24 protein-coding genes and 1 other RNA gene are annotated in these 18,982 nt (G+C 40.6%); 9 read left to right on the plus strand and 16 right to left on the minus strand.

Translation table 11 applies throughout. The features are described 5' to 3' along the window. The first annotated feature begins 8 nt into the window (after positions 1 to 8). Together C3F34_RS14665 and C3F34_RS14670 are read left to right on the plus strand one after the other, a co-directional pair. On the plus strand, positions 9 to 1,664 hold the full coding sequence (locus C3F34_RS14665) for a bifunctional protein tyrosine phosphatase family protein/NAD(P)/FAD-dependent oxidoreductase (RefSeq protein ID WP_104441968.1): 1,656 nt from the start codon (positions 9 to 11) through the stop codon (positions 1,662 to 1,664). Between the two features lie 109 nt (positions 1,665 to 1,773). Next, positions 1,774 to 2,553 carry a sulfite exporter TauE/SafE family protein gene (locus tag C3F34_RS14670; RefSeq protein ID WP_016166437.1) on the plus strand — a complete coding sequence of 260 codons (780 nt, stop codon included), beginning with the start codon at positions 1,774 to 1,776 and terminating at the stop codon, positions 2,551 to 2,553. Between the two features lie 195 nt (positions 2,554 to 2,748). Here C3F34_RS14670 and C3F34_RS14675 read toward each other — a convergent pair whose 3' ends face one another. After that, positions 2,749 to 3,768, minus strand: coding sequence for an AraC family transcriptional regulator (locus C3F34_RS14675; RefSeq protein WP_104441969.1), 1,020 nt, complete (start codon positions 3,766 to 3,768; stop codon positions 2,749 to 2,751). A 148-nt stretch (positions 3,769 to 3,916) separates the two neighbouring features. On the opposite strand from C3F34_RS14675, the gene C3F34_RS14680 reads away from it, so the two are divergent. Together C3F34_RS14680 and C3F34_RS14685 are read left to right on the plus strand one after the other, a co-directional pair. Then, complete coding sequence (locus C3F34_RS14680) at positions 3,917 to 5,362, plus strand: coniferyl aldehyde dehydrogenase (RefSeq protein ID WP_104441970.1); 1,446 nt, start codon at positions 3,917 to 3,919, stop codon at positions 5,360 to 5,362. Positions 5,363 to 5,471: 109 nt separating this feature from the next. Then, entirely contained in the window at positions 5,472 to 7,190 is a 1,719-nt protein-coding gene (locus C3F34_RS14685; protein WP_104441971.1) for a GMC family oxidoreductase, read from the plus strand. A gap of 670 nt (positions 7,191 to 7,860) precedes the next feature. On the opposite strand, the gene C3F34_RS14690 is transcribed toward C3F34_RS14685, so the two are convergent. From C3F34_RS14690 to C3F34_RS14755, 15 genes are all read right to left on the minus strand, one after another. Continuing rightward, on the minus strand, positions 7,861 to 8,310 hold the full coding sequence (locus C3F34_RS14690) for a Mor transcription activator family protein (protein ID WP_104441972.1): 450 nt from the start codon (positions 8,308 to 8,310) through the stop codon (positions 7,861 to 7,863). A 107-nt stretch (positions 8,311 to 8,417) separates the two neighbouring features. Continuing rightward, positions 8,418 to 8,861 (minus strand): gp16 family protein, encoded by a 444-nt coding sequence (locus C3F34_RS14695; protein ID WP_104441973.1) that lies wholly within the window; start codon positions 8,859 to 8,861, stop codon positions 8,418 to 8,420. Continuing rightward, positions 8,861 to 9,067: a hypothetical protein gene (locus tag C3F34_RS14700; RefSeq protein ID WP_104441974.1), complete on the minus strand. Its 207-nt coding sequence runs from the start codon at positions 9,065 to 9,067 to the stop codon at positions 8,861 to 8,863. The genes C3F34_RS14695 and C3F34_RS14700 overlap by 1 nt, the downstream gene beginning before the upstream one ends. Further along, positions 9,064 to 9,777: a DUF2786 domain-containing protein gene (locus tag C3F34_RS14705; protein WP_104441975.1), complete on the minus strand. Its 714-nt coding sequence runs from the start codon at positions 9,775 to 9,777 to the stop codon at positions 9,064 to 9,066. The genes C3F34_RS14700 and C3F34_RS14705 overlap by 4 nt, the downstream gene beginning before the upstream one ends. Before the next feature lie 74 nt (positions 9,778 to 9,851). Beyond that, an RNA gene (locus tag C3F34_RS14710) (hammerhead ribozyme type II) lies at positions 9,852 to 9,920 on the minus strand. Then, complete coding sequence (locus tag C3F34_RS14715; protein ID WP_104441976.1) at positions 9,919 to 10,191, minus strand: HU family DNA-binding protein; 273 nt, start codon at positions 10,189 to 10,191, stop codon at positions 9,919 to 9,921. Before C3F34_RS14715 ends, C3F34_RS14710 begins: the two co-directional genes overlap by 2 nt. A gap of 35 nt (positions 10,192 to 10,226) precedes the next feature. Beyond that, entirely contained in the window at positions 10,227 to 10,730 is a 504-nt protein-coding gene (locus C3F34_RS14720; RefSeq protein WP_104441977.1) for a host-nuclease inhibitor Gam family protein, read from the minus strand. A gap of 21 nt (positions 10,731 to 10,751) precedes the next feature. Continuing rightward, positions 10,752 to 10,997 (minus strand): hypothetical protein, encoded by a 246-nt coding sequence (locus tag C3F34_RS14725; protein WP_104441978.1) that lies wholly within the window; start codon positions 10,995 to 10,997, stop codon positions 10,752 to 10,754. A gap of 1 nt (position 10,998) precedes the next feature. Further along, positions 10,999 to 11,214 carry a TraR/DksA C4-type zinc finger protein gene (locus tag C3F34_RS14730; RefSeq protein ID WP_104441979.1) on the minus strand — a complete coding sequence of 72 codons (216 nt, stop codon included), beginning with the start codon at positions 11,212 to 11,214 and terminating at the stop codon, positions 10,999 to 11,001. A gap of 89 nt (positions 11,215 to 11,303) precedes the next feature. Beyond that, positions 11,304 to 12,491 carry an ExeA family protein gene (locus C3F34_RS14735; protein ID WP_104441980.1) on the minus strand — a complete coding sequence of 396 codons (1,188 nt, stop codon included), beginning with the start codon at positions 12,489 to 12,491 and terminating at the stop codon, positions 11,304 to 11,306. 2 nt (positions 12,492 to 12,493) lie between these two features. Beyond that, a complete protein-coding gene (locus C3F34_RS14740; protein ID WP_104441981.1) occupies positions 12,494 to 14,236 on the minus strand; it encodes a DDE-type integrase/transposase/recombinase in 1,743 nt (580 codons plus the stop codon). Continuing rightward, positions 14,236 to 15,147, minus strand: coding sequence for a hypothetical protein (locus C3F34_RS14745; protein WP_104441982.1), 912 nt, complete (start codon positions 15,145 to 15,147; stop codon positions 14,236 to 14,238). The genes C3F34_RS14740 and C3F34_RS14745 overlap by 1 nt, the downstream gene beginning before the upstream one ends. Before the next feature lie 2 nt (positions 15,148 to 15,149). Then, the gene (locus tag C3F34_RS14750) at positions 15,150 to 15,464 is read right to left on the minus strand and encodes a helix-turn-helix domain-containing protein (protein WP_104441983.1); all 315 of its coding nucleotides are present in this window, start codon (positions 15,462 to 15,464) and stop codon (positions 15,150 to 15,152) included. Continuing rightward, positions 15,461 to 15,598, minus strand: a complete 138-nt coding sequence (locus C3F34_RS20430) for a hypothetical protein (RefSeq protein ID WP_171284976.1) — start codon at positions 15,596 to 15,598, stop codon at positions 15,461 to 15,463. Before C3F34_RS20430 ends, C3F34_RS14750 begins: the two co-directional genes overlap by 4 nt. Positions 15,599 to 15,639: 41 nt before the next feature. Beyond that, a complete protein-coding gene (locus tag C3F34_RS14755) occupies positions 15,640 to 15,861 on the minus strand; it encodes a DNA-binding protein (RefSeq protein ID WP_104441984.1) in 222 nt (73 codons plus the stop codon). Between the two features lie 125 nt (positions 15,862 to 15,986). On the opposite strand from C3F34_RS14755, the gene C3F34_RS14760 reads away from it, so the two are divergent. From C3F34_RS14760 to C3F34_RS14780, 5 genes are all read left to right on the plus strand, one after another. After that, positions 15,987 to 16,631 carry a S24 family peptidase gene (locus C3F34_RS14760; RefSeq protein WP_228155309.1) on the plus strand — a complete coding sequence of 215 codons (645 nt, stop codon included), beginning with the start codon at positions 15,987 to 15,989 and terminating at the stop codon, positions 16,629 to 16,631. A gap of 13 nt (positions 16,632 to 16,644) precedes the next feature. Next, positions 16,645 to 17,316, plus strand: coding sequence for a hypothetical protein (locus tag C3F34_RS14765; protein WP_104441985.1), 672 nt, complete (start codon positions 16,645 to 16,647; stop codon positions 17,314 to 17,316). A 78-nt stretch (positions 17,317 to 17,394) separates the two neighbouring features. After that, on the plus strand, positions 17,395 to 17,895 hold the full coding sequence (locus tag C3F34_RS14770) for a glycoside hydrolase family 108 protein (protein ID WP_104441986.1): 501 nt from the start codon (positions 17,395 to 17,397) through the stop codon (positions 17,893 to 17,895). Beyond that, positions 17,892 to 18,707 carry a hypothetical protein gene (locus C3F34_RS14775; protein WP_104441987.1) on the plus strand — a complete coding sequence of 272 codons (816 nt, stop codon included), beginning with the start codon at positions 17,892 to 17,894 and terminating at the stop codon, positions 18,705 to 18,707. The genes C3F34_RS14770 and C3F34_RS14775 overlap by 4 nt, the downstream gene beginning before the upstream one ends. Further along, positions 18,700 to 18,981 carry a DUF2730 family protein gene (locus C3F34_RS14780; protein ID WP_104441988.1) on the plus strand — a complete coding sequence of 94 codons (282 nt, stop codon included), beginning with the start codon at positions 18,700 to 18,702 and terminating at the stop codon, positions 18,979 to 18,981. The genes C3F34_RS14775 and C3F34_RS14780 overlap by 8 nt, the downstream gene beginning before the upstream one ends. Position 18,982 lies beyond the last annotated feature (1 nt).

An 18,982-nucleotide genomic window follows, 5' to 3' on the forward strand; every position in this document is an offset into this window, starting at 1 on the left:
GAGAGAAGATGCAATTAAAACAAGTCAATACTGAATTTTGGGTTGCCGATCAAATTACTACGCAAGATATTGAATTGATCGCAGCACGTGGTATTAAAACCATCTTTTGTAATCGTCCAGATGGTGAAGGTCCCGATCAACCGAATGTGGCTGAAATTGAACAGGTTTTACAACCTTATGGGATTCAAATTCAGTATTTGCCTGTGGTGAGCGGTAAAGTGACTGATGAGCAAGCCGAAGAATTTAAACACCTCTATACGCAAGCTCAAAAGCCTTTATTGGCATATTGCCGATCTGGAACACGGTCTATTACCCTTTGGGCGTTGTCTCAAGTAACAGATCAGACCTTAGAACAAATGTTATTGACAGCAAGAACTTTAGGATACGACTTGCAAGGTGTAATCCCCCGTATTTTAAAGCAATCGGCACATGCACAAGAACATATTCCAAAGTTGAGTGTGGTCATTGTAGGGGGCGGGGCTGCGGGTATTTCTGTGGCGTCAAGCTTACTTTCACGTCAGCCGAATTTAGATATCGCCATTATAGATCCCACAGAAGTTCATTACTACCAACCGGGTTGGACCATGGTGGGAGGTGGTATTTTTAAGCCTGAAAAAACTGTGCGAACTATGGCAAGCTTAATTCCAAAACAAGTTCAATGGATTAAAGCGGCAGTGGCAGCTTTTGATCCAGACAATAAGCAAGTGCTGTTGGAAGGGTGCAAGCCGCTGAATTATGAGGTCTTGGTGGTTTGCCCAGGGTTAAAACTAAATTGGCATGGAATTGAGGGCTTGGTCGAAACTTTGGGTAAGAATGGTGTGACTTCTAACTATCGTTATGACTTAGCCCCTTACACTTGGCAGTTAGTCCGAGAAATGAAACGCGGTAAGGCAGTTTTTACCCAACCGCCGATGCCAATTAAATGCGCGGGTGCACCGCAGAAAGCCATGTATTTATCTGCGGATCATTGGCAAAAGCAGAGCGTACTTAAAGATATCCAGATTGATTTTTATAACACAGGTGCAGCGTTATTTGGCGTGCCCGCTTATGTGCCTGCCTTGATGGAATATGTCAAACGTTATAACGCTCATTTGCATTTTAACCATCAACTCATCAAGGTGGATGGTCGACAAAAGCGAGCTTGGTTTAAGCAACTGAATGGTGAAAGCGGCCCGATTATTGAAACCGATTTTGACATGATTCATGTGGTGCCACCACAGCAAGCTCCAGACTTTATTCGGGCAAGTAATTTAGTCGATCAGGCAGGTTGGGTCAGTGTCGATCAACATACCTTACAGCATACCCAATATCCGCATATTTTTGCTTTGGGTGATGTCATGAATGCGCCGAATGCCAAAACGGCAGCGGCAGCACGTAAGCAAGCACCGATTGTTGCCGTGAATGTGCTGGAGTATTTGCAAGGCGGTGCCAACTTTGCCCAATACGATGGTTATGGTTCATGTCCACTTACCGTAGAGCGTGGAAAAATTGTACTGGCCGAGTTTGGTTATGGTGGCAAGTTGCTCCCAAGCTTTCCAAAATGGCTGCTTAATGGTGAACAACCGACACGACTGGCATGGCTGTTAAAAGAGCAGATTCTTCCACCGATGTATTGGGATGGCATGCTCAAAGGGCATGAATGGCTGGTTAAACCTAAACGCTAATTATTTTTTAACTCCTTAAAAAACAAGTCCCTATCTGTCATTTCATAGATGGGTTAGGGACTCTTTTATTTAAAAAAGAGTCCACCTTGAGGTAAAGAGGTCTAGAACCATGTGGTTGTTAGTTTTAGAAGGCTTGGCAATAGGATGTTTGCTTGGCATGACGGGTGCTGGCGGAGGAATACTCGCAGTTCCTGCACTGATGGCGAGTCAGGGATGGAGTGTAGCTCAGGCAGCCCCAGTTGGCTTATTGGCTGTTACCTTATCCGCTTTTGTGGGAACAATTCAGGGTTTCTTCAAAAAAATCGTGCGTTATCGTGCTGCGATTTGGATTGCACTGATTAGTATTCCTTCAGCACGTTATGGTGTACAGCTTTCTAATATCATTTCTCCAGTCTGGTTGAGTATTGCTTTTAGCTTAGTGATGTTGGTGGTGGCTTATCGAGTCTTTTTTAATAAAGTCAATGATATGGAAAATCCACCTTGTAAAGTGAATAAATCGACTGGACGACTCATCTGGAATTTCAAAACAGCTTCTGTATTGGGTTTTATTGGTGTGGTTGCAGGGTTGTTGACTGGACTACTAGGTGTAGGCGGAGGCTTCGTGATTGTGCCTGCATTGCGCAAGGCTACTGATCTAGACATGAATAGTATTGTTGCAACTTCACTGATGATTATTTTCTTGATCGGTGGTGTGAGTATTTCAATCCATGTATTGGATGGTTTTCAGTATCCCATCAGTATTTCAGTAACTTTTGTGATTGCCTGTATTGTGGGGATGTTATTGGGACGTAAAGCAACGAATCTTGTGCCATCAAGCGTTATTCAAAAGATTTTTGCCATAACTGTGATTGTGGTCGCTATTTCAATGTTGGTTAAAGTGCTGGCTTGATGTATCCCAAGATTGATATAAGACGATAAATCTACAACTGAAGATAAAAAGTAAAGCTAAGAATGGGCGTCATCCTTAGCTTTACTTTTATAGCAATATTACGACATCTACCAATTGCTCATCATGATGAAGAGCATATTCTATGTGTGAATGCGTTGAAGCTAATCGAATTATGCTCAAAGACTCAATATGCTTTTAATGTGTAAACGCTTGTTTATTGTGATCACGCCATTCGGAAGGACTTGTGCCAAACCAATGTTTAAAATTACGACTGAAAATGGAGAGTTCTGCATAACCGAGTTGTAAGGCTAGATCTGTGAGACTGACATTACCCGCGTTAATCATACGAAGCGCTTCTTTCTTGCGGACGTTTTCGAGCAAGCCTCGATAAGTCGTGCCTTGCATTTTTAAGAGCCGTTGTAACTTTTTTGGATGCATGCCCATACATAAAGCAATATTTTCAATACTACAGTCACCTGTTGCCATTAACATGCGAACTGAGCTTTCAATTAGAGAAGTGTCGTTATCACCTTTGGTACTACTTTGCGTTTCCAGTCGCTGTACGATCAGTTGATCTACCAGATCTTCATTAAACGCATAAGGTTTATGCGTTAAAAAACTGGCTGGAAAATACAGTGCATCTTCTTCTGTTTTGAACTCAACTCGGCAAGCGAAATGGTCAGTAAATACTTTAGGGTGTTTGGGAGCATGTTGCTTAAGATGAATTTTTTCGGCATGCCATGCAGGTCCAATTAAATCTTTTAAAATGTTAGTCACGAGGCAGATTGCCAGTTGTGACTTTTGTGGGACTTCGACATTGTATTCACTTAAGCGAACAAAAGAGAGTTTACAAAGTTGTTCACTCACTTCGCTGACATGAAAAACCACGCCTTCAGCATGCAGATAGACATATTTCTGTGCAACACGTAATGCATCTAAAATGGTCGCTTGTCGGGACATATACACGCCAATTAAACCAATCGTGCTAATATTTTGTAGTGCGCCAAGTTTTAAACCAAAACATTCTTCTTGGCAGTGCAAAGCAGCATTTTCTAATAAACTTAAATAATGATCATAATGAATGAAAGCATCTGGATCGCGTAGTAAAGATGGCAAAATACCGACTTGTTTTAATATTTCTATAGGATTTACACCGTAACTACGAACAAGTTCTTCGAACCCGCCAAGGCTGGCCGCACGGATATAACTTGCCATAACAATGATCCTGAATGTCCTAAAAGATCAAGTTAGTGTCCTAAAAAGTCAAGCTCAATTCAAGTATTTTGTTAGAGTAGAGTAAGAGATTTTCTCCATTTAGGCATAAGAACGCGTCTACCACCGTTAGCCGTTAAAAGGAAAGACTATGGAACTTACAGTTCAGTCGCATTTAGAGCAAACAGTTATCGAACAGACATTACAAGACTGTTTCCAATTACAGCGCACGAGCTTTCATCAGCAAGGTATTGAAAGCAATTCACAACGCAAACAGCATTTATTGAATTTAAAGGCCATGATCAATAATCATCGGGAAGCGATTATTGAAGCTTTAAATCGTGATTATGGCAATCGTTCACGTCATGAAACTTTACTGGCAGAAATTATTACGGCTACTGACGATATTAATAGCAGTATTAAACATTTGAACCAATGGACGAAGGTACAAAAGCGTAGAGTCGATCACAGCATGTACTTTGGTGCCAAGAATCGCCTAATTCCTCAACCACTGGGTGTGATTGGCGTTATTGTGCCGTGGAATTTTCCAATTAATTTGATGTTCTCGCAATTGTCCGCCGTGTTTGCTGCGGGGAATACCGCTATGGTGAAAATGTCGGAAAATTCACGTCATTTGGCAGAGTTGCTTATTGAGATTAGCCCTAAATATTTTGCCAAAGAAAAATTACAAATTTTTGATGAAACAGGCGAAGTTGGTGTCGCATTTTCAAAACTGCCATTTGATCATCTGATGTTTACGGGTTCTGGTACTACAGGACGTAAAGTAATGGCGGCTGCGGCTGAAAACTTAACTCCTGTGACTTTGGAACTCGGTGGTAAATCACCTGCTGTCATCGATCCAGAATATCCTACCGACAAAGCGGTTGAGCGGATTATGTTCGTGAAGCAGTTTAATGCGGGACAAATTTGTACCAATGTTGATTATTTATTTGTGCATGAATCGAAACTTCAGGAATTTATTGAAACTGCGAAGGCTTGGGTGCAAGAGCATGTGCCTGATATTCATAGTAAAGATTATACTTCGGTGATTGATCATCGTGCTTACCAGCGTTTAGTTCACAGTCTAGCTGACGCTGAAGCCAAAGGGGCAACGCTGATTAATTTAAACCAACAAGAAGCCGATGCTGCAACACGAAAAATTCCGCTGACTTTGGTGCTCAACAGCACTGCTGAGATGGAAATTGATACGCGTGAAACCTTCGGCCCCATTTTGATGGTGAAAACCTATCAAAGCCCTGATCAAGTGGTCGATTACATTGTACATCGTGATCGACCATTGGCATTTTATCCATTTAGTCACAATAAACGCTTACTAGAGTTCTATATCAGTCGTGTTATGTCGGGAGGTGTGTCTGTAAATGATGCATTATTCCACGTTGGACAACATGACTTGCCTTTTGGTGGTGTGGGTGCAAGTGGGATGGGGCATTATCATGGTTATGAAGGCTTTCTCACGTTCTCAAAAATGCGCCCAGTATTTTATCAGGCAGGTTTTTCGAGTTTGAAATTTCTGGCGCCGCCGTATGGCAAGTTTGCCACTTGGGTGCTGAATTTTTTAATTCGTATGAAGTCTTAGTTTTACTGTTTAAACCCTTAAATAGGGCAGTTGAGCTTCAGAATAATTTTTGAAGCTCAGGGCTGATGCATGTTTAAAAATAAAAAAAGCTATTAAAGGAGTTAATAGAATGGGTAATCAACATTTTGATTTTGATCAGATTGTCATTGGATCTGGTTTTGGTGGTTCGGTCAGTGCGCTACGCTTAAGTGAAAAAGGCTATAACGTCCTGATCTTAGAGAAAGGTTTACGCCGCGAAGACCATGATTTTCCAACCACCAATTTAGATACCAAAAATTATTTGTGGATGCCTGAGTTGGGATTCAAAGGCACCATGCAATTTACCTTTACCAGTAAGACAACCATCTTACATGGTGTAGGCGTGGGTGGCGGTTCACAAATTTATGCCAATGTACATTTGATTCCACCCGATGCGGTTTTTGAGTCAGAGGCATGGACTAAAATTCGGAAAGACTGGAAAGAAACGCTCAAACCATTTTACGGTTTGGCGCAGCGCATGTTAGGAACAGCCAATAATACCTATACCAATGTGGCAGACCATACCTTAAAAGCGGTCGCAAGTGAAATGGGTTATGCCAATTCTTTTAAAACGGTGACTACTGGCGTCTTTTTTCCGCAGGCGGATGGTCAACAAAATAAAGCCGTGAAAGACCCGTATTTCAATGGTGATGGACCAGAACGTAAAACCTGCAATTACTGTGGTGCATGTATGTTGGGTTGCCGTAATAATTCGAAAAACACCTTGATGAAGAATTATCTGTATTTTGCCGAACGTAATGGGGTTGAGATTCGTCCAAGTTCTGAAGTCATCAAAATTACCCCGCTAAATGAAGATGGTAGTTCGGGTTATGAACTTATTGTTAAAGAAACCCTAGGGAAACAAGTTCGTCAGTATAGTCTACGCAGTCGTGGGGTGGTATTGTCTGCAGGGGTAATGGGTACTGTCCCGATGCTGCTCAAAATGCGGGATCAACACAAGACTTTACCGAATATCTCGAAACTCTTAGGGCAAGAGATTCGCACCAATTCGGAAACCTTAACCACAGCGAACAACACGCGTGAACGATTAGATGATGGTGTAGCGATCAGTTCCTTTATTTCAGTCGATGCAGATACCAATATTGAAGTGACCCGTTTCCCTGAAGGGGCGGATGCTTCTTGGGTCTACATTCCTTATGTACCCATGGTCACAGGACAAGGTTTTATTCGTTTTATGAAGTTTGTATTCAACACCTTGTTACACCCTTGGAAAACTTATAAAGTCCTGCGTTATAAGGGCAAAGCTAAAAATTCTATTATCTTATTGGTCATGCAAAAGTCAGAAGCCTTTATTCATCTGGAATGGCGCCGTAAGTGGTATCGATTGTTTAAAAATAGTATTACTGCAGTTCAAAAGCCTGAAGACACACCATTGACGGTTTCATTCCCTGCGGCTGAAAAAGCGACCAAACTGATTGCTGAAAAACTGGGTGGAGAACCTGGTTCTGCATTGACAGAAATTATATTGGGAACACCTACCACAGCTCATATTATGAGTGGTGTGCCGATGGGGCGTGACCAGTCAAATGGTGTGGTTGATTTTACAGGGCAAGTCTTTGGTTATAAAAACCTACGTGTGATTGATGGCTCAATTGTCCCAGGTAATTTAGGGGTAAATCCATCTTTAACCATCACTGCATTGTCTGAATTTGCCATGAGCCAAATTCCAGTCTTTTCTGAACAAAAAGCTTCGAAGATCAAGCGTATTCAGTTCAGTCAGCCGTTGGATGGTCAAGTCTCGGAATTAAAAGGTACAGGTGACTTGGCGATTGCTTTAGTTCAAGCTTAATAGATTCAATATTTGACCTATGACTCAATGGGGAGTTATAGGTTAAATTATCCAATATATTGTTTTATTAAAAAATTTTTTAGTATTTTTCAAGACTAAAACTAAGTGTAAGCTATAATCAATTTCATTTGAGTGAATTAAAAAAATGGAGATGGTAATTTTATACTTTATATATTTTAATAAAATATAATTATTTTAAGTGTTTGGTGTGTATTTATTTTAGTTTTTCGAATTAGGCTTTGTAAAATATCTCATCAGCACTCGGTGAGTATAATAAATAGTGTAAAAGATAATAATTTTCAGTTAGATTATGGGTCATGGTTTACAATATATTGTTTTGTATCTTAAATCTCATGTAATGAAGCTTAAATAATATAAGTATTTGAATATAAAAATAAATAAATTATTAAGAGTTATGGTTGTCATAAAAGTGTCATAAATATTTAAGTAAATTTTAAGTTTAAAAACTTATTTTTTAATGAATCAATTTATGGCGAGATGACTATGACGACATTCATCTTTGGGTGAGAACTAACTATATAACTAATACAGACTGTTGAGATAATTGTGGGATAAAGCGGGATAACCTAGGATGTGGTGGGATAACTTTTGAAATGTTGTTGCAACAGATGAAACTACAAGGCGGACATAAAATCCGCCTTTCTTTATTTTAGTTTGCAAATAAATCATAGTTTCTGTCTTCATTTTTTTTAAGCTTTTCTTCAGTGCTTAAAATTGTTCTGATTGATCTTAGCGTCAAACCAAACTTTCGCGCTAGTTTTGTATTAGATTCTTTTTTAGATGCTTCGCGTACCGCTTTATTGCGCATAGCCGTGGTGATGGGTGTACCCATAGGAATTTCGATATAGGTTTTACCAAGTTGGTCAGCCATCATTTGGAGCGCTTTCAGTCCAACGACGTGTGTAATTTCATGCTGGACGTTTACTGCGTGCTTAGCGGGTACGAATAAGCGTGTGCCGCCAAATGCATGGATTAAATTCAATGCTGCCTCAACACCAATAAGCCTAGCTACAAAGGCGTAACTCTTTGGCATTAAGTTAATGATTTCTTGGTCTGAAAATACTTGCTGTGCATCTGTGATGTGAGGACGATAAGCCATACTTTTACCTTATAAAGTAATATGTTATAGTTGCTTAAATCGTCCTCTGGTCGGGATGGTTGTTGGATTTTGAAAAGCTCATGATTGCCGTCATGGGCTTTTCTTTTTTACGCTGGGTCTAGACGTTCTATCTTGCAGCGTTTGCACCATTGGCGTAGATGCGTAATGATCATGTCTGCATTTTTAGTGCTTAAAAACTGAAGCGCACTGACACCGACTTTATTCTCTACAAATTTGGCTAAAGCAATTTCACTGCTGTTCCGTACCTGACCAGCTGCATGCAGCTGGAGCCACAAGTGGCGGATCAGTTTGCTTTGGGCATCATCTGCTAGGTTCTCAACACCTGTTTTATCTTTTGATTCCACATTAAAGCCTAGCTGCTTCATACGATTTAGGACTGCTTCCAGTTGATGAATAGTCAATTCTTTTGAACTGGTCTTGCCTGTACAGCTTTCAAGTACTTCACGATAAAGATCATCGTCTAGTCCAAGTTGGGTTTTAGCCACATGGATAAGCTGGATCAATTTGGTTTTTTTATTGAATTTAGCCATCACAAGAACACTCCCTTAGCAGCATTAAAAAGACCAATTAATGCAAGTATTGCCAGCGATACTGATGATCCCGCTTTCAGTACATAAGAGCGACGCTCAAATACAGTTAGACCTGTACTTTTTCTTGTAATCCATGCAAGTCTAGCTTCATTAATGCAGTTATATAAACCAAGGAGAAACACAGCGAAAAAAGCAAAAATACTCATGTAGATACTCCTAACTTTTCATATTGTTTGCCACCATTCATAGCTTGATTAAGCTTTGCTGATTTTCCTGACTGCTTGCCAGCATGATAGTCATTAGCTGCTCTTTCAGTAAAAGTTTTTCCTTTATTACGATCTTTAGGTGTAAATGAACCAAGTTTCCCATGAGTTGTATCCATATATTTTTTGATACGCTCATTGGTATTTGCTGGTACATCAATATCTAAGTCAGTTATTAAATGTTTAACTGAGGCTACCCAGCCTTCACAGAATAAATCTGCACGACGTACTTTATTTTTTTTGACAGTGACGCGGTTTAAAGTAGTCTCAATGAAGTTTTTTCTTGAGCGAATAATCTGACGATATAAAACATCAAAGGTATAAGAGGCAACTTCAGGCGCTGGATCGACACCAATAAAATTCCATGACGCTTTGATACCCCAAGTACTACTGCCTGAGCTAAAAATAGGTTTACATTGCATAGCTCTAGCAATTGTTAATACTAAACTTGCCTCCCAAGCTTGCGGGGTTTTAGTTGATTTAGTTTCACAACTAGCCTCAACAATATCCAGTAAATCTGGATCGATTTGAAATTCACGCATCAAAGCCTGCGCTTGACGTAATGCAATTGCAGCTTCATTTTCATTAGCAGATTTTGCTAATGCTAAACATTTTTTGATTTTCAAAATTGCTTCTTCGCGTGTCATACCCATTACGATGTCTCCTTAACACTTTGCACTACTTCAGGTGGTAATTTTTCTAAATCTTCAATTAAAATCATTGTTCTATCTCGCTGCTCATCAGTACCAGATCACGACATCTGGCAGACACAGGCACGAATGCCTGTGTTTCGCTTAATTCATCGCATCCTTTAAGCCTTTACCTGCTTTGAATGTTGGGACTTTAGATGCAGCAATTTGAATTTCTGCTCCAGTTTGTGGATTACGACCTGTACGTGCTGCACGGTCAGTGACCTTGAAAGTGCCAAAGCCGATTAATGCAACTTCACCACCTTTAGATAGCTCACTTGTTACAACAGCTTCGAATGCCTGAAGTGCTTCAGTTGCCTTGGCTTGAGTTAAGTCAGCACGTTCAGCAATTTGTTTGATAAGTTCAGTTTTAGTCATGGGTATTTCCTTGTTAGGGTTGTTGGTAAATAAAATTAATGTGCAGCTGTTGCAGTTGGATCGACTGTTTCAATGTCATATCCGAATGTGTTACGTGTATTGACGCTTGCGCCAATTTCTGCAATTTGCTCAGGTGTTAATTGTTTGATTGCCTCTTTATCTGGTTCTGTTTTGATACGAAGACAGTGATCTAGTTGAAGCTGCTTTAAAACTTGGCAAGTGAATACAGGATCAGGAATAGAAACTGTGGTTGAAAGGCGATAACCAACGGAGCCGTGTGTCAATTTCTTAGTTTTAATCTGAGTAAATTCAGATTTACGCGCTTCACAGAACTCCTTAAGTTTGAGTTCACTCGCCTTGATAGAATCGAGAAATGGCTTAAGTTTCTCTTTACTAGCAGTCTTAATTTGGTCGACCTGTTCATTACAAGCTGATTGTTCAAGCTCTATTTCTCGTCTTGTTTCTGCAATCTCTGCCAATGTTTGGTTAACTGCTTCCCAGCTTTTAAGCTGTGGTTCTTTTAAACTTGTTCGTGCCATTAGATTTTTCCTTTATATTGCTTAAATGGTTTTACGCACTAAGATGTAATTACCGCTGATTAGATGGTTTAAGTTCTTTGCGAACTCAGCACGTTTATGATCCGTCGCACTTTGTTTCGCCCATTTTTCAAAAGCAGCCTGTACTTCAGAAATTTCAAACTTGCCTTGGGTAATTTCAAAAATTTCATATTCTGTGTACTGCTGATTCAGTTCTAAATAGAGCGTTGTTCGAGCAAAATATTGTTTGAACTCTTCAAGTTGATGCATGTCACACCCCACGAAAATGCTTTTGTTGGGCTTCAAAATGGGTCTGACATTGCACGCAGCGTGTCACACCACCAATGGCTCTGCGTTGAGCTGGAATTTCTGTGCCGCATTCAGCGCAGCCGTATCTGCTTTCACCCTCAAATTGGGCACGTGAATTAAGTTTTTCCTGCATTTGCTGCGCTCGAAGCTCTTCTGCCATATCAACTAAATCAACCATGACAGCCCCCAAGCACCGCAATAACTGAAGTGCATAAAAGAAAAATTGGGCAGTTGATCAGCATGGCGTTGGTCAAAGTAAATGTCATGTTAGACCTCCATGACCAAGTCGCCAGTGATGACGTCTGAGCCAAGTTCCGCTGCGACATTTAATGCACCTGTTAAAAGGTTGCCGACTGCCAGCGGATACAACAGGCTTTCACTTTGATTTTTACGCCCCACATTGCGAGTTAATTTTGTACAGATGGCATCTAATCCTGATTCATCAATGAAGTCAGATAGCTTGCGATCTGCTGCTTTACAACGGTGTTGTAGATAGTCCACCAGACTGGTGTGGGTAAAAGGTTCAAGCGTCACGATTTCACAGCGTTGAACCACTTCACGTACTTCCTGATTGTTTTCAGCAAGTTTGATTTTCAGTTCGTCTTGACCAATCAAGATGATTGAAAGTAGTGGCGTAAAGCCGTTTTCAAGCTCAATAAAACGCTTGAGGTGTTTAAGCGTTGGAATTGGCAGACTGTGTGCTTCCTCAATAATCAAAATATGATGGTGCCCAGCACGGCTTGATTCTTTGAGCAATTGATGCACTTGGCGAAAACGTGCTTCAGGTGAACGTTTGGCATTTGTGCTAGGTGCTAGTGCTGCCAAAATTGACTCAGCAATATGCAAGGATTTAAGGGTTTTGCCTTTAAAGTCGTTGTCTTCCGTAGCCAGCACATACGGTTCAATAACAATGACCGATTCACGCTCACGTTCGATGCGGTCAATCAATTCACGACGTAGCGTTGATTTACCTGCGCCCGATTGACCCACCACCGCAATAAAACTGCTATTGCCTTTGGCGACTTGCCACATGGCTTCGCGGACATAGTTGATGTCGGTGTTGTTGAATAATTCCCCAGCACTGCGAATGTTTTCAGTGAAGATATTTTTAAACAGGGCAAATTTGCGCTTTGCTTCTGGTGTTAGGGTTTGTTTACGTAGTAGCATTAATTGCTCCTCATCGTGTTGTGGGGCAGCTGTACTCTCAACTCCAGAGGCTTGGTCGTTTTCTAGGTTGAGAAGTACAGCATCCATTGCTGTTGAAATTGTTGTTTCTGTAAGTCCTTTGCTTACTAAAAGTTGAATAAATTGCTGCTTTAACTGAGCAGCATTTTTCTTTGGATATTTGCCATGCTTTACAATCAAATTGATTGTTGCTGGGCTAACATCGATTTTCTTTGCAATCCATGTTTGGCTGATTGAATGCTCGTCGAGCAGTTTTTTTAATTCCGACATGGTTATTCTCCAACTACTCGTAATTTATGTTTGCCTAAGCCACCATTAATGCGTTCCACCCAAAATTGCACATCTTCCTGCGGGACATCCCCATTCGGGTAAGTCGTCTTCAGCATTTGCATGTGGTCTGCTGTCCATGCATCTCCAACAAAACCTTTAATAGCTTTGGCTGCTTGGATGTAATTCAGTGGTACAACTTGGCGACGTTGAGTTGGTGTCGTCATTTGCTCACCCGCACGCTGGATGTAAGTTGGAACTTCTGTGGCTTGGACATCTGCCATGACATTGAGCTGACCTTCATAAGCGGTATGCTTTTTGGCAATGGCTTTGTCTGCTTGTTCCAATGTGTCTGCGTTGTAAGCTTTCTTGATGATGCGCTTACGGTTCTCATCAATTGCACTTTGCGGCATAGCTTTGACTTCTTCACCGATGATGGCTGCATCTGGTCGGAAGCCCACCCAGTCCACTTGCACTGGATCACAGGTGTAAGTCACTTCATTGCCATGCTCATCTACGCAAAGAACATCGATAGAGGGTGCGCGGTAAGGGTTTACCACCACTTTCAATTTGGCTTTTGGATAGACCCCATCGATATGACGCACGTCATAGTCATTTGACCCATAGCCCTTAATGGCATAACTCACGGTTAAGTTGGCAGCTACAGTACGTTCCACAGGTGTAGTACTGAGCAGCTCTTGGCAAAGCTCTAGTGGTGGTGCTATGCGTAATTGGTTCGGTGCAATGGTCTGCCAGACTGCATTACGTGTGCGCTTGGTACGGCTATGAGTTTGTACTTCATTCCACATCATTCGCCATTGCGATGCTGCTTTATTGAGCTGCTCAATGTTGTCAATCTTGATGAAACGTAAACGTCCTTCAAATTGTGTCTCTACAATATTTTGAGCATTTTCAACTTGCCCTTTGGCTTGCGAATTTCCCGTTGCGTGAGCAATAAAAGTCACATCCAAACGCTCAAGCAGATTCTTAAAAAGACCTGATGTATTGGCACAACCTTTGTCGGTATAAAGGATAAAAGGCACGCCATGCAGCGGTTCCTGCATTGAGCGTTTTTGAATACAGTTCAAAAAGATTTCCGTTAGGTTTTCTGCGCTTTCACTGCCGTAGACATACTCGACATAAACCGAACCTGAGAAATGATCGGTGATGACATAGCGGATCACGCGGTCATTCTCAATTTTTTTCACATTGGCAGGTTTGTTCTTGTAGAACTTCTTTTCGTCTAGGACTTGCATACCACCGCGAGGGAGGTAGAACAAAACACAGATTGACGCATCCACTTGCCAGACATGGTTCGGGTGCAATGACTTCTGCTGTGTATGTGCTGAAGGCGTTGCCAATTGCTTTGGATGACACATATTATTTTTCATGACACGGGCAATTGTGGCAGCCGAAACATTGGGTGCTTGACCATTGGCTTTCATGATGTCGAGCGCTGTAGTAATTGGCAGGGTTTGCTTGCCATTGGCACGCGTAGCGACATGCACCATACCGCCAATTTGTTCTGCAACTTCAGCAGATACAACAGACTTGCCTTTGTCACTGCGCTGTTTACGTTCGGTTTTAAAACCTACAGTTTCCAAGTCACGGTAAAGCTGTGCCTTGCTAATTTGAAGATGTTCACAAGCCACTTTTGCAATTGCACCTTTTTCACCAAACTCAGCATTCGTGAGCTTGAAAGCTACATCGCGTAAATAATCTTGTACTGCCAAGTTTGGGGTTGTCATTATTCAGCCTCCAGCTCAGAAGGCGCTACGCTCATCCAAGATGGATTGACCATCGCTTGAAAGTCAATTTGAATGCCAAGATCTACACTGGTTTGCGCAATTTGCTGGAACAGTGCGACAACGTTAGCTTCCAGACGTTCTTGAATGTCATACAGTTGATGCTCATTGATTGCATCGACAATAGAATTAATGTGGTTGGTGAACCGCACTGTGTCGTTATGCATGGTTAAGCAGGCTTTGTTCATTTCCTCTAACGCTTTTTCAGTTAAACGTTGAGGTTCTGATTCAGTCCGTTTTTTAATTTCGGCTGGGCTATTAAGCTTGGTCAATTCGACATCAAGTTTTGTGACTTTCTCATTTTTATTTTTGATGATTAAGTCTTTGGCTTCATTGTCAGCAGTTAAGTCTTTAACCTGTTTGTTTAATGTTTCTTTATCACGTGCATGCTTAGCTGACATTTCTTCAATCAAGTCAATTAAGCTCTCACGATCTTCTGTTTTAACCGCCTCACCATTAATCACAATCTCGCGCTCAGCATCATTTAATTTGCGCAGTTTGCGTAGGTCTCGGTAGCCCAAGCCAATGCGTTGACTGGTCTCTAAAAAGTCCTCACCAAACATACCGAGGTTGCGAATATCTTCATCCACCTTTTCGCAAGACATACCGATGTGTTTGCAAAAATGATCCCATGTCGTAACGGTTACGACTTTTCCAAAATCATCAATCACCTTTAAACCCTTGTATTGCTTGGTTTCTTTGATTTCAGCAATAAGTTTAATTTCCGTAACGGTTACGAGTTTTTTGATGAAATTGGTGGCTTTAATAGCCCCTAGTTTCTCAGAAAGCTGTATTTGTTCTACAGAAACAGTTTGCTCAATTTGGGCAAGTTGGTTTTGATTAAGTTCAGACATATTTAGCTTCCTGAATTAATTTGGTTCACGCCAGCCCAAACGCGCTGAACATGCTCATTAATATTGTTTTGTGCGCGGTTTATTTCTTCTGCATGGGCATGTGCCATTGAGACCAATTTGTTCCCCAGTGCATAACTGCCATCATCCAATTGCTGTGCAAAACCTTCAGACACTAATGTTTTTAATGCTCGAGTAATTTGGCTTGGACTTTCATCTAGTTGTTTTGAAAGTTCTTGGTTACTAATGCCTTTTAGGCTGTGTCCACTTAAAGCTTTTAAAACTTTAAGAATTTTTTCAGCGGATTTAACTGTGCTCACTTACGCACCTCTTTCCCTGTGTAACTTGAAAGTTCTTGACGCAAAATTTCATTGTCTGATTCTGCGAAGTACCAACCCATAAACCCTAAAATTGTTGAACAGAGGAAAATCACCGCAAACAAATCGTTTTTCATTGCTCTTGCTCCATGTGCAAATATGTGCAAATATGTGCAAATTATTGAACAGGTGGTGTATCGAGTGATTCACCTTTTGGTTTGGCTTTCAGCCCAAGTAAAACAGCAATTTTATGACCTTTGCCTCGTTTACATTTCGCCTGACCATTCAATACTTTATAAACATCCTGAGGTTCGAAACCGTTGCTAGTTGCCCATTCTGCAAAGGTTTTGCCCTCTGAATCGAATTGTTTTCTAAGTTCATCGGGAGTTGTAACCATCATTTTTTTGCAACCTCTTGTGTGAATTAATTCGATTTAAGTTGAATCTTATGATTGCTCAATATATTGAGCATGTCAATGTAAATTGATCAATATTTTGATCTAAATTCTAGTTGTTGGAGTGTATTTTGAGCAATTTTACAGAGCGCTTACGTTTTGAGATTGATCGTGTTGGAGTGAGTGAACTTGCTCGTAAGACAGGATTTGCTAGAAATTCACTCTATAATTGGAGTGAAAAGGGAAATATTCCTTTAGATAAGTTATTTGTACTTGAGGAATGCGGTATAGATATTAACTTTGTTCTATATGATGAGCGGTCTGCTCAAAAAAATGAGCAAGTTATAAATGAAGAATTCGGATTAATTCAGGTACGTGATGATATTGAAGTCTCAGCTGGAGATGGAGCTGTGGCTGGTAATGAAGAAAAACCTAAATATTGTTTAGCTTTCCGTAAAGACTGGCTAAATAGTCGAGGGTTAAAAGAAAAAGATTTGTACGTGGTATTTGCCCGTGGTGATTCAATGGAACCTACAATTTCAGATAGAGATTCGTTGTTAGTCAATACTGCTGAAAAAGAACCACAGGATGGGCATATATACGTGATCCGCAATTGTGACTTACTGTGGGTTAAGAGGGTTCAGCGATTGTTAGACGGCTCTTTATTATTGCTTTCTGACAATAAATTATATCCACCGATGCCTTTAAGACTTAATGAAACAAGTGACGTAGAAATTATTGGAAAAGTGGTTAATTCAAGTAAGAATTTTTATTAATTATGGGGTACTTATGGGAAATGATTCTGAGTGGTTAAAATGGGTTGGTTTAAGTATTGTTGTCAGTATTTTGGTAGCAGTCTTTTTTGTTAAAAATAATAGACATGAAGAGCAATTGCAAAATTCAACCAGCAACAATATAGATACTTCAGAAACTAATATTCAAACGGAAGCAGTCAATCATACAACACAAGATGTGAATTTAGACTCTACGGATAGTTCTGCTCCACCAGAATCATATGACGAAGTATCGCAACGTTTGAAATCAGAAGTTAGTGATTCTAATAATGAACCACCCCCAGTTTCACTATTTATTGCTGATTTAATGGTTGCTAGAAATGTGAAGTGGGAAGAGTTGAATAAGATTGAAAAGACTAACTATGGCTCTGTGATGAAAGATGTACAACAAGAAGGCATGAAACTTCTGTGTGTTCAAGGTTCTGTAATAGAAATTTATGGCGCTGAAAGTCGTCAGCGAAATAAAATTTATGATGTCGGCATTATGGATGATAAAGGTAGAGTGTTTCGTACAATCGCTGTAGGATCAACAAATAATATTGTTGCTGAAAGCCGCGGCAAATTTTGTGGTCAAGTAACTGGTCGAATTAATTTTAATAATGCTATTGGTGGTTCAACTACGGCTCCATATCTAGTTGGTATGTTTGACCTACCTGAAAATAGATAAAATAATTGGAAGTCCTTCCACCTGATATACGAATAAAGAAAACAGCAACATGACCTCATCATTTGATGAGGTTTTTTTATGTCTATCACTTTTGACGAAGTGTTTGAACGCTGTATGGGACATGAAGGTGGATATGTAAACCATCCTGATGATCCTGGGGGTGAAACAATTTGGGGAATTACCGCAGCCACAGCACGTGCTAATGGTTACACGGGCACGATGCGCTATATGAAGCGCGAACAAGCAAAAGAAATTTATCGTAAAGCATACTGGGAACGAGCCAAGTGTGCCCAATACAACTCAGCTATTGGCTTTCAAATGTTTGATGCTGCCGTGAATCATGGCATTGGCAATGCTATTCGAATTTTACAACGTGCAGTTGGTGTAGCTGATGATGGGGCTATAGGCAAAATTACCCTAGGTGCTATCAACGAAAAAAGCATTGATGATGTATTGGTTTTATTCAATGCGGAACGTCTTGAGTTTTACGCCAAGTTACAAACATTCCAAACATTTGGTCGTGGCTGGACACGACGTGTGGCAAGTAATCTGCGTTACGCTGCTGGAGATACTCCATGAAGAAAGAAATTAAAAATAACCTTGCCACTCTTTCATATCATGAAAAGCGTATTCAGCTTGAGCAAGAAATCCAGCAACGCTATGGGGATTTAAGCGAAAAACCTAAAGCTATTGTGCGTGATGTTATTCGAGAGTTTATCCGTCGATCTGCTATGCCTGTGCGCATCATCTATGCGCAGAAGTTTGTTGAAGAGTTAGAAAATAGATTGTTCGAAAAAAATCAAGTATTTCAAGAACTATCCAAAACTCATGAGCAAACCCTAGCTAACCATAAGGATCAAATGGATTTCTCATGGAAAGATGGCTATGAGAAAGGTGTGCTTGATACCAATGCCACCCATAATGCCACTAAGCAAACAGATAGTGAAACTGAATCCGAAAAAATCCAACAACTGCGTCTTCAGCTTTCTACCCGTGAAAGCGACCTTGATCAGAAAACCTTAGAACTTTCTGAAACTAACCAAAAACTGTTAGATCAAGCAAAGCGTCATCAACAGCGTGTAGACGAGCTTAAAGCGGAAATTGCGCAGAAGTCTGAGCCAATTATGGCTGAGTTAGGCTCAACCATGAATTTTGGTTTTTTTGTATCAAACTGGCGTGACAGTTGGAAGTGGATTAGCAACTGGTGTTTTGGACTGATTGTATTTTTTGCAACGACTCCAATTCCACCAGAATTACTAGCAGTACTGCCAGAAAATATCCGTTATTACGTGATTGCTTGGGTTGCCTTCTGCGGTTTTGTTGGGCGCTATATCAATCAGAATAAACCTGTGCCGCTCCCGCCAATTGATATTGGGGATGCCGATGTTTGAAACCCTTAAATTAAACTTTTCAGAAGCCAATTGGATCGTAACGACGATCCTTGGCATCTATATCTGGTTTATCAATAAACAAAGCGCTTCAGCAAAAGAGATGCTGGATTTGCGTATGCGTGTAGTTGAACTAGAAAATGCTGTCAAAGACATGCCGTCAAAGGTTGATGTTGAAAATTTGCGTGGTGAATTGAATTCGCTCAATAAACAAATGGACAGTGTTCAGCATGGTGTTCGACGTATTGAACAATGGCTTATTGATAATAAAAAGTGAG

It is taken from the genome of Acinetobacter sp. ACNIH2 (assembly GCF_002934965.1).
Classification (GTDB): Bacteria; Pseudomonadota; Gammaproteobacteria; order Pseudomonadales; family Moraxellaceae; genus Acinetobacter; species Acinetobacter tandoii.

Bases quoted from the DNA above. Each gene is read 5' to 3' on its own strand.
- C3F34_RS14685 (WP_104441971.1), top strand. From the start codon at position 5,472: ATGGGTAATCAACATTTTGATTTTGATCAGATTGTCATTGGATCTGGT.
- C3F34_RS14765 (WP_104441985.1), top strand. From the start codon at position 16,645: ATGGGAAATGATTCTGAGTGGTTAAAATGGGTTGGTTTAAGTATTGTT.
- C3F34_RS14720 (WP_104441977.1), bottom strand. From the start codon at position 10,730: ATGGCACGAACAAGTTTAAAAGAACCACAGCTTAAAAGCTGGGAAGCA.
- C3F34_RS14715 (WP_104441976.1), bottom strand. From the start codon at position 10,191: ATGACTAAAACTGAACTTATCAAACAAATTGCTGAACGTGCTGACTTA.
- C3F34_RS14775 (WP_104441987.1), top strand. From the start codon at position 17,892: ATGAAGAAAGAAATTAAAAATAACCTTGCCACTCTTTCATATCATGAA.
- C3F34_RS14700 (WP_104441974.1), bottom strand. From the start codon at position 9,067: ATGAGTATTTTTGCTTTTTTCGCTGTGTTTCTCCTTGGTTTATATAAC.
- C3F34_RS14665 (WP_104441968.1), top strand. From the start codon at position 9: ATGCAATTAAAACAAGTCAATACTGAATTTTGGGTTGCCGATCAAATT.
- C3F34_RS14740 (WP_104441981.1), bottom strand. From the start codon at position 14,236: ATGACAACCCCAAACTTGGCAGTACAAGATTATTTACGCGATGTAGCT.
- C3F34_RS14670 (WP_016166437.1), top strand. From the start codon at position 1,774: ATGTGGTTGTTAGTTTTAGAAGGCTTGGCAATAGGATGTTTGCTTGGC.
- C3F34_RS14745 (WP_104441982.1), bottom strand. From the start codon at position 15,147: ATGTCTGAACTTAATCAAAACCAACTTGCCCAAATTGAGCAAACTGTT.
- C3F34_RS14770 (WP_104441986.1), top strand. From the start codon at position 17,395: ATGTCTATCACTTTTGACGAAGTGTTTGAACGCTGTATGGGACATGAA.
- C3F34_RS14690 (WP_104441972.1), bottom strand. From the start codon at position 8,310: ATGGCTTATCGTCCTCACATCACAGATGCACAGCAAGTATTTTCAGAC.
- C3F34_RS14675 (WP_104441969.1), bottom strand. From the start codon at position 3,768: ATGGCAAGTTATATCCGTGCGGCCAGCCTTGGCGGGTTCGAAGAACTT.
- C3F34_RS14695 (WP_104441973.1), bottom strand. From the start codon at position 8,861: ATGGCTAAATTCAATAAAAAAACCAAATTGATCCAGCTTATCCATGTG.
- C3F34_RS20430 (WP_171284976.1), bottom strand. From the start codon at position 15,598: ATGAAAAACGATTTGTTTGCGGTGATTTTCCTCTGTTCAACAATTTTA.
- C3F34_RS14705 (WP_104441975.1), bottom strand. From the start codon at position 9,777: ATGGGTATGACACGCGAAGAAGCAATTTTGAAAATCAAAAAATGTTTA.
- C3F34_RS14730 (WP_104441979.1), bottom strand. From the start codon at position 11,214: ATGGTTGATTTAGTTGATATGGCAGAAGAGCTTCGAGCGCAGCAAATG.
- C3F34_RS14735 (WP_104441980.1), bottom strand. From the start codon at position 12,491: ATGTCGGAATTAAAAAAACTGCTCGACGAGCATTCAATCAGCCAAACA.
- C3F34_RS14755 (WP_104441984.1), bottom strand. From the start codon at position 15,861: ATGATGGTTACAACTCCCGATGAACTTAGAAAACAATTCGATTCAGAG.
- C3F34_RS14780 (WP_104441988.1), top strand. From the start codon at position 18,700: ATGTTTGAAACCCTTAAATTAAACTTTTCAGAAGCCAATTGGATCGTA.
- C3F34_RS14725 (WP_104441978.1), bottom strand. From the start codon at position 10,997: ATGCATCAACTTGAAGAGTTCAAACAATATTTTGCTCGAACAACGCTC.
- C3F34_RS14680 (WP_104441970.1), top strand. From the start codon at position 3,917: ATGGAACTTACAGTTCAGTCGCATTTAGAGCAAACAGTTATCGAACAG.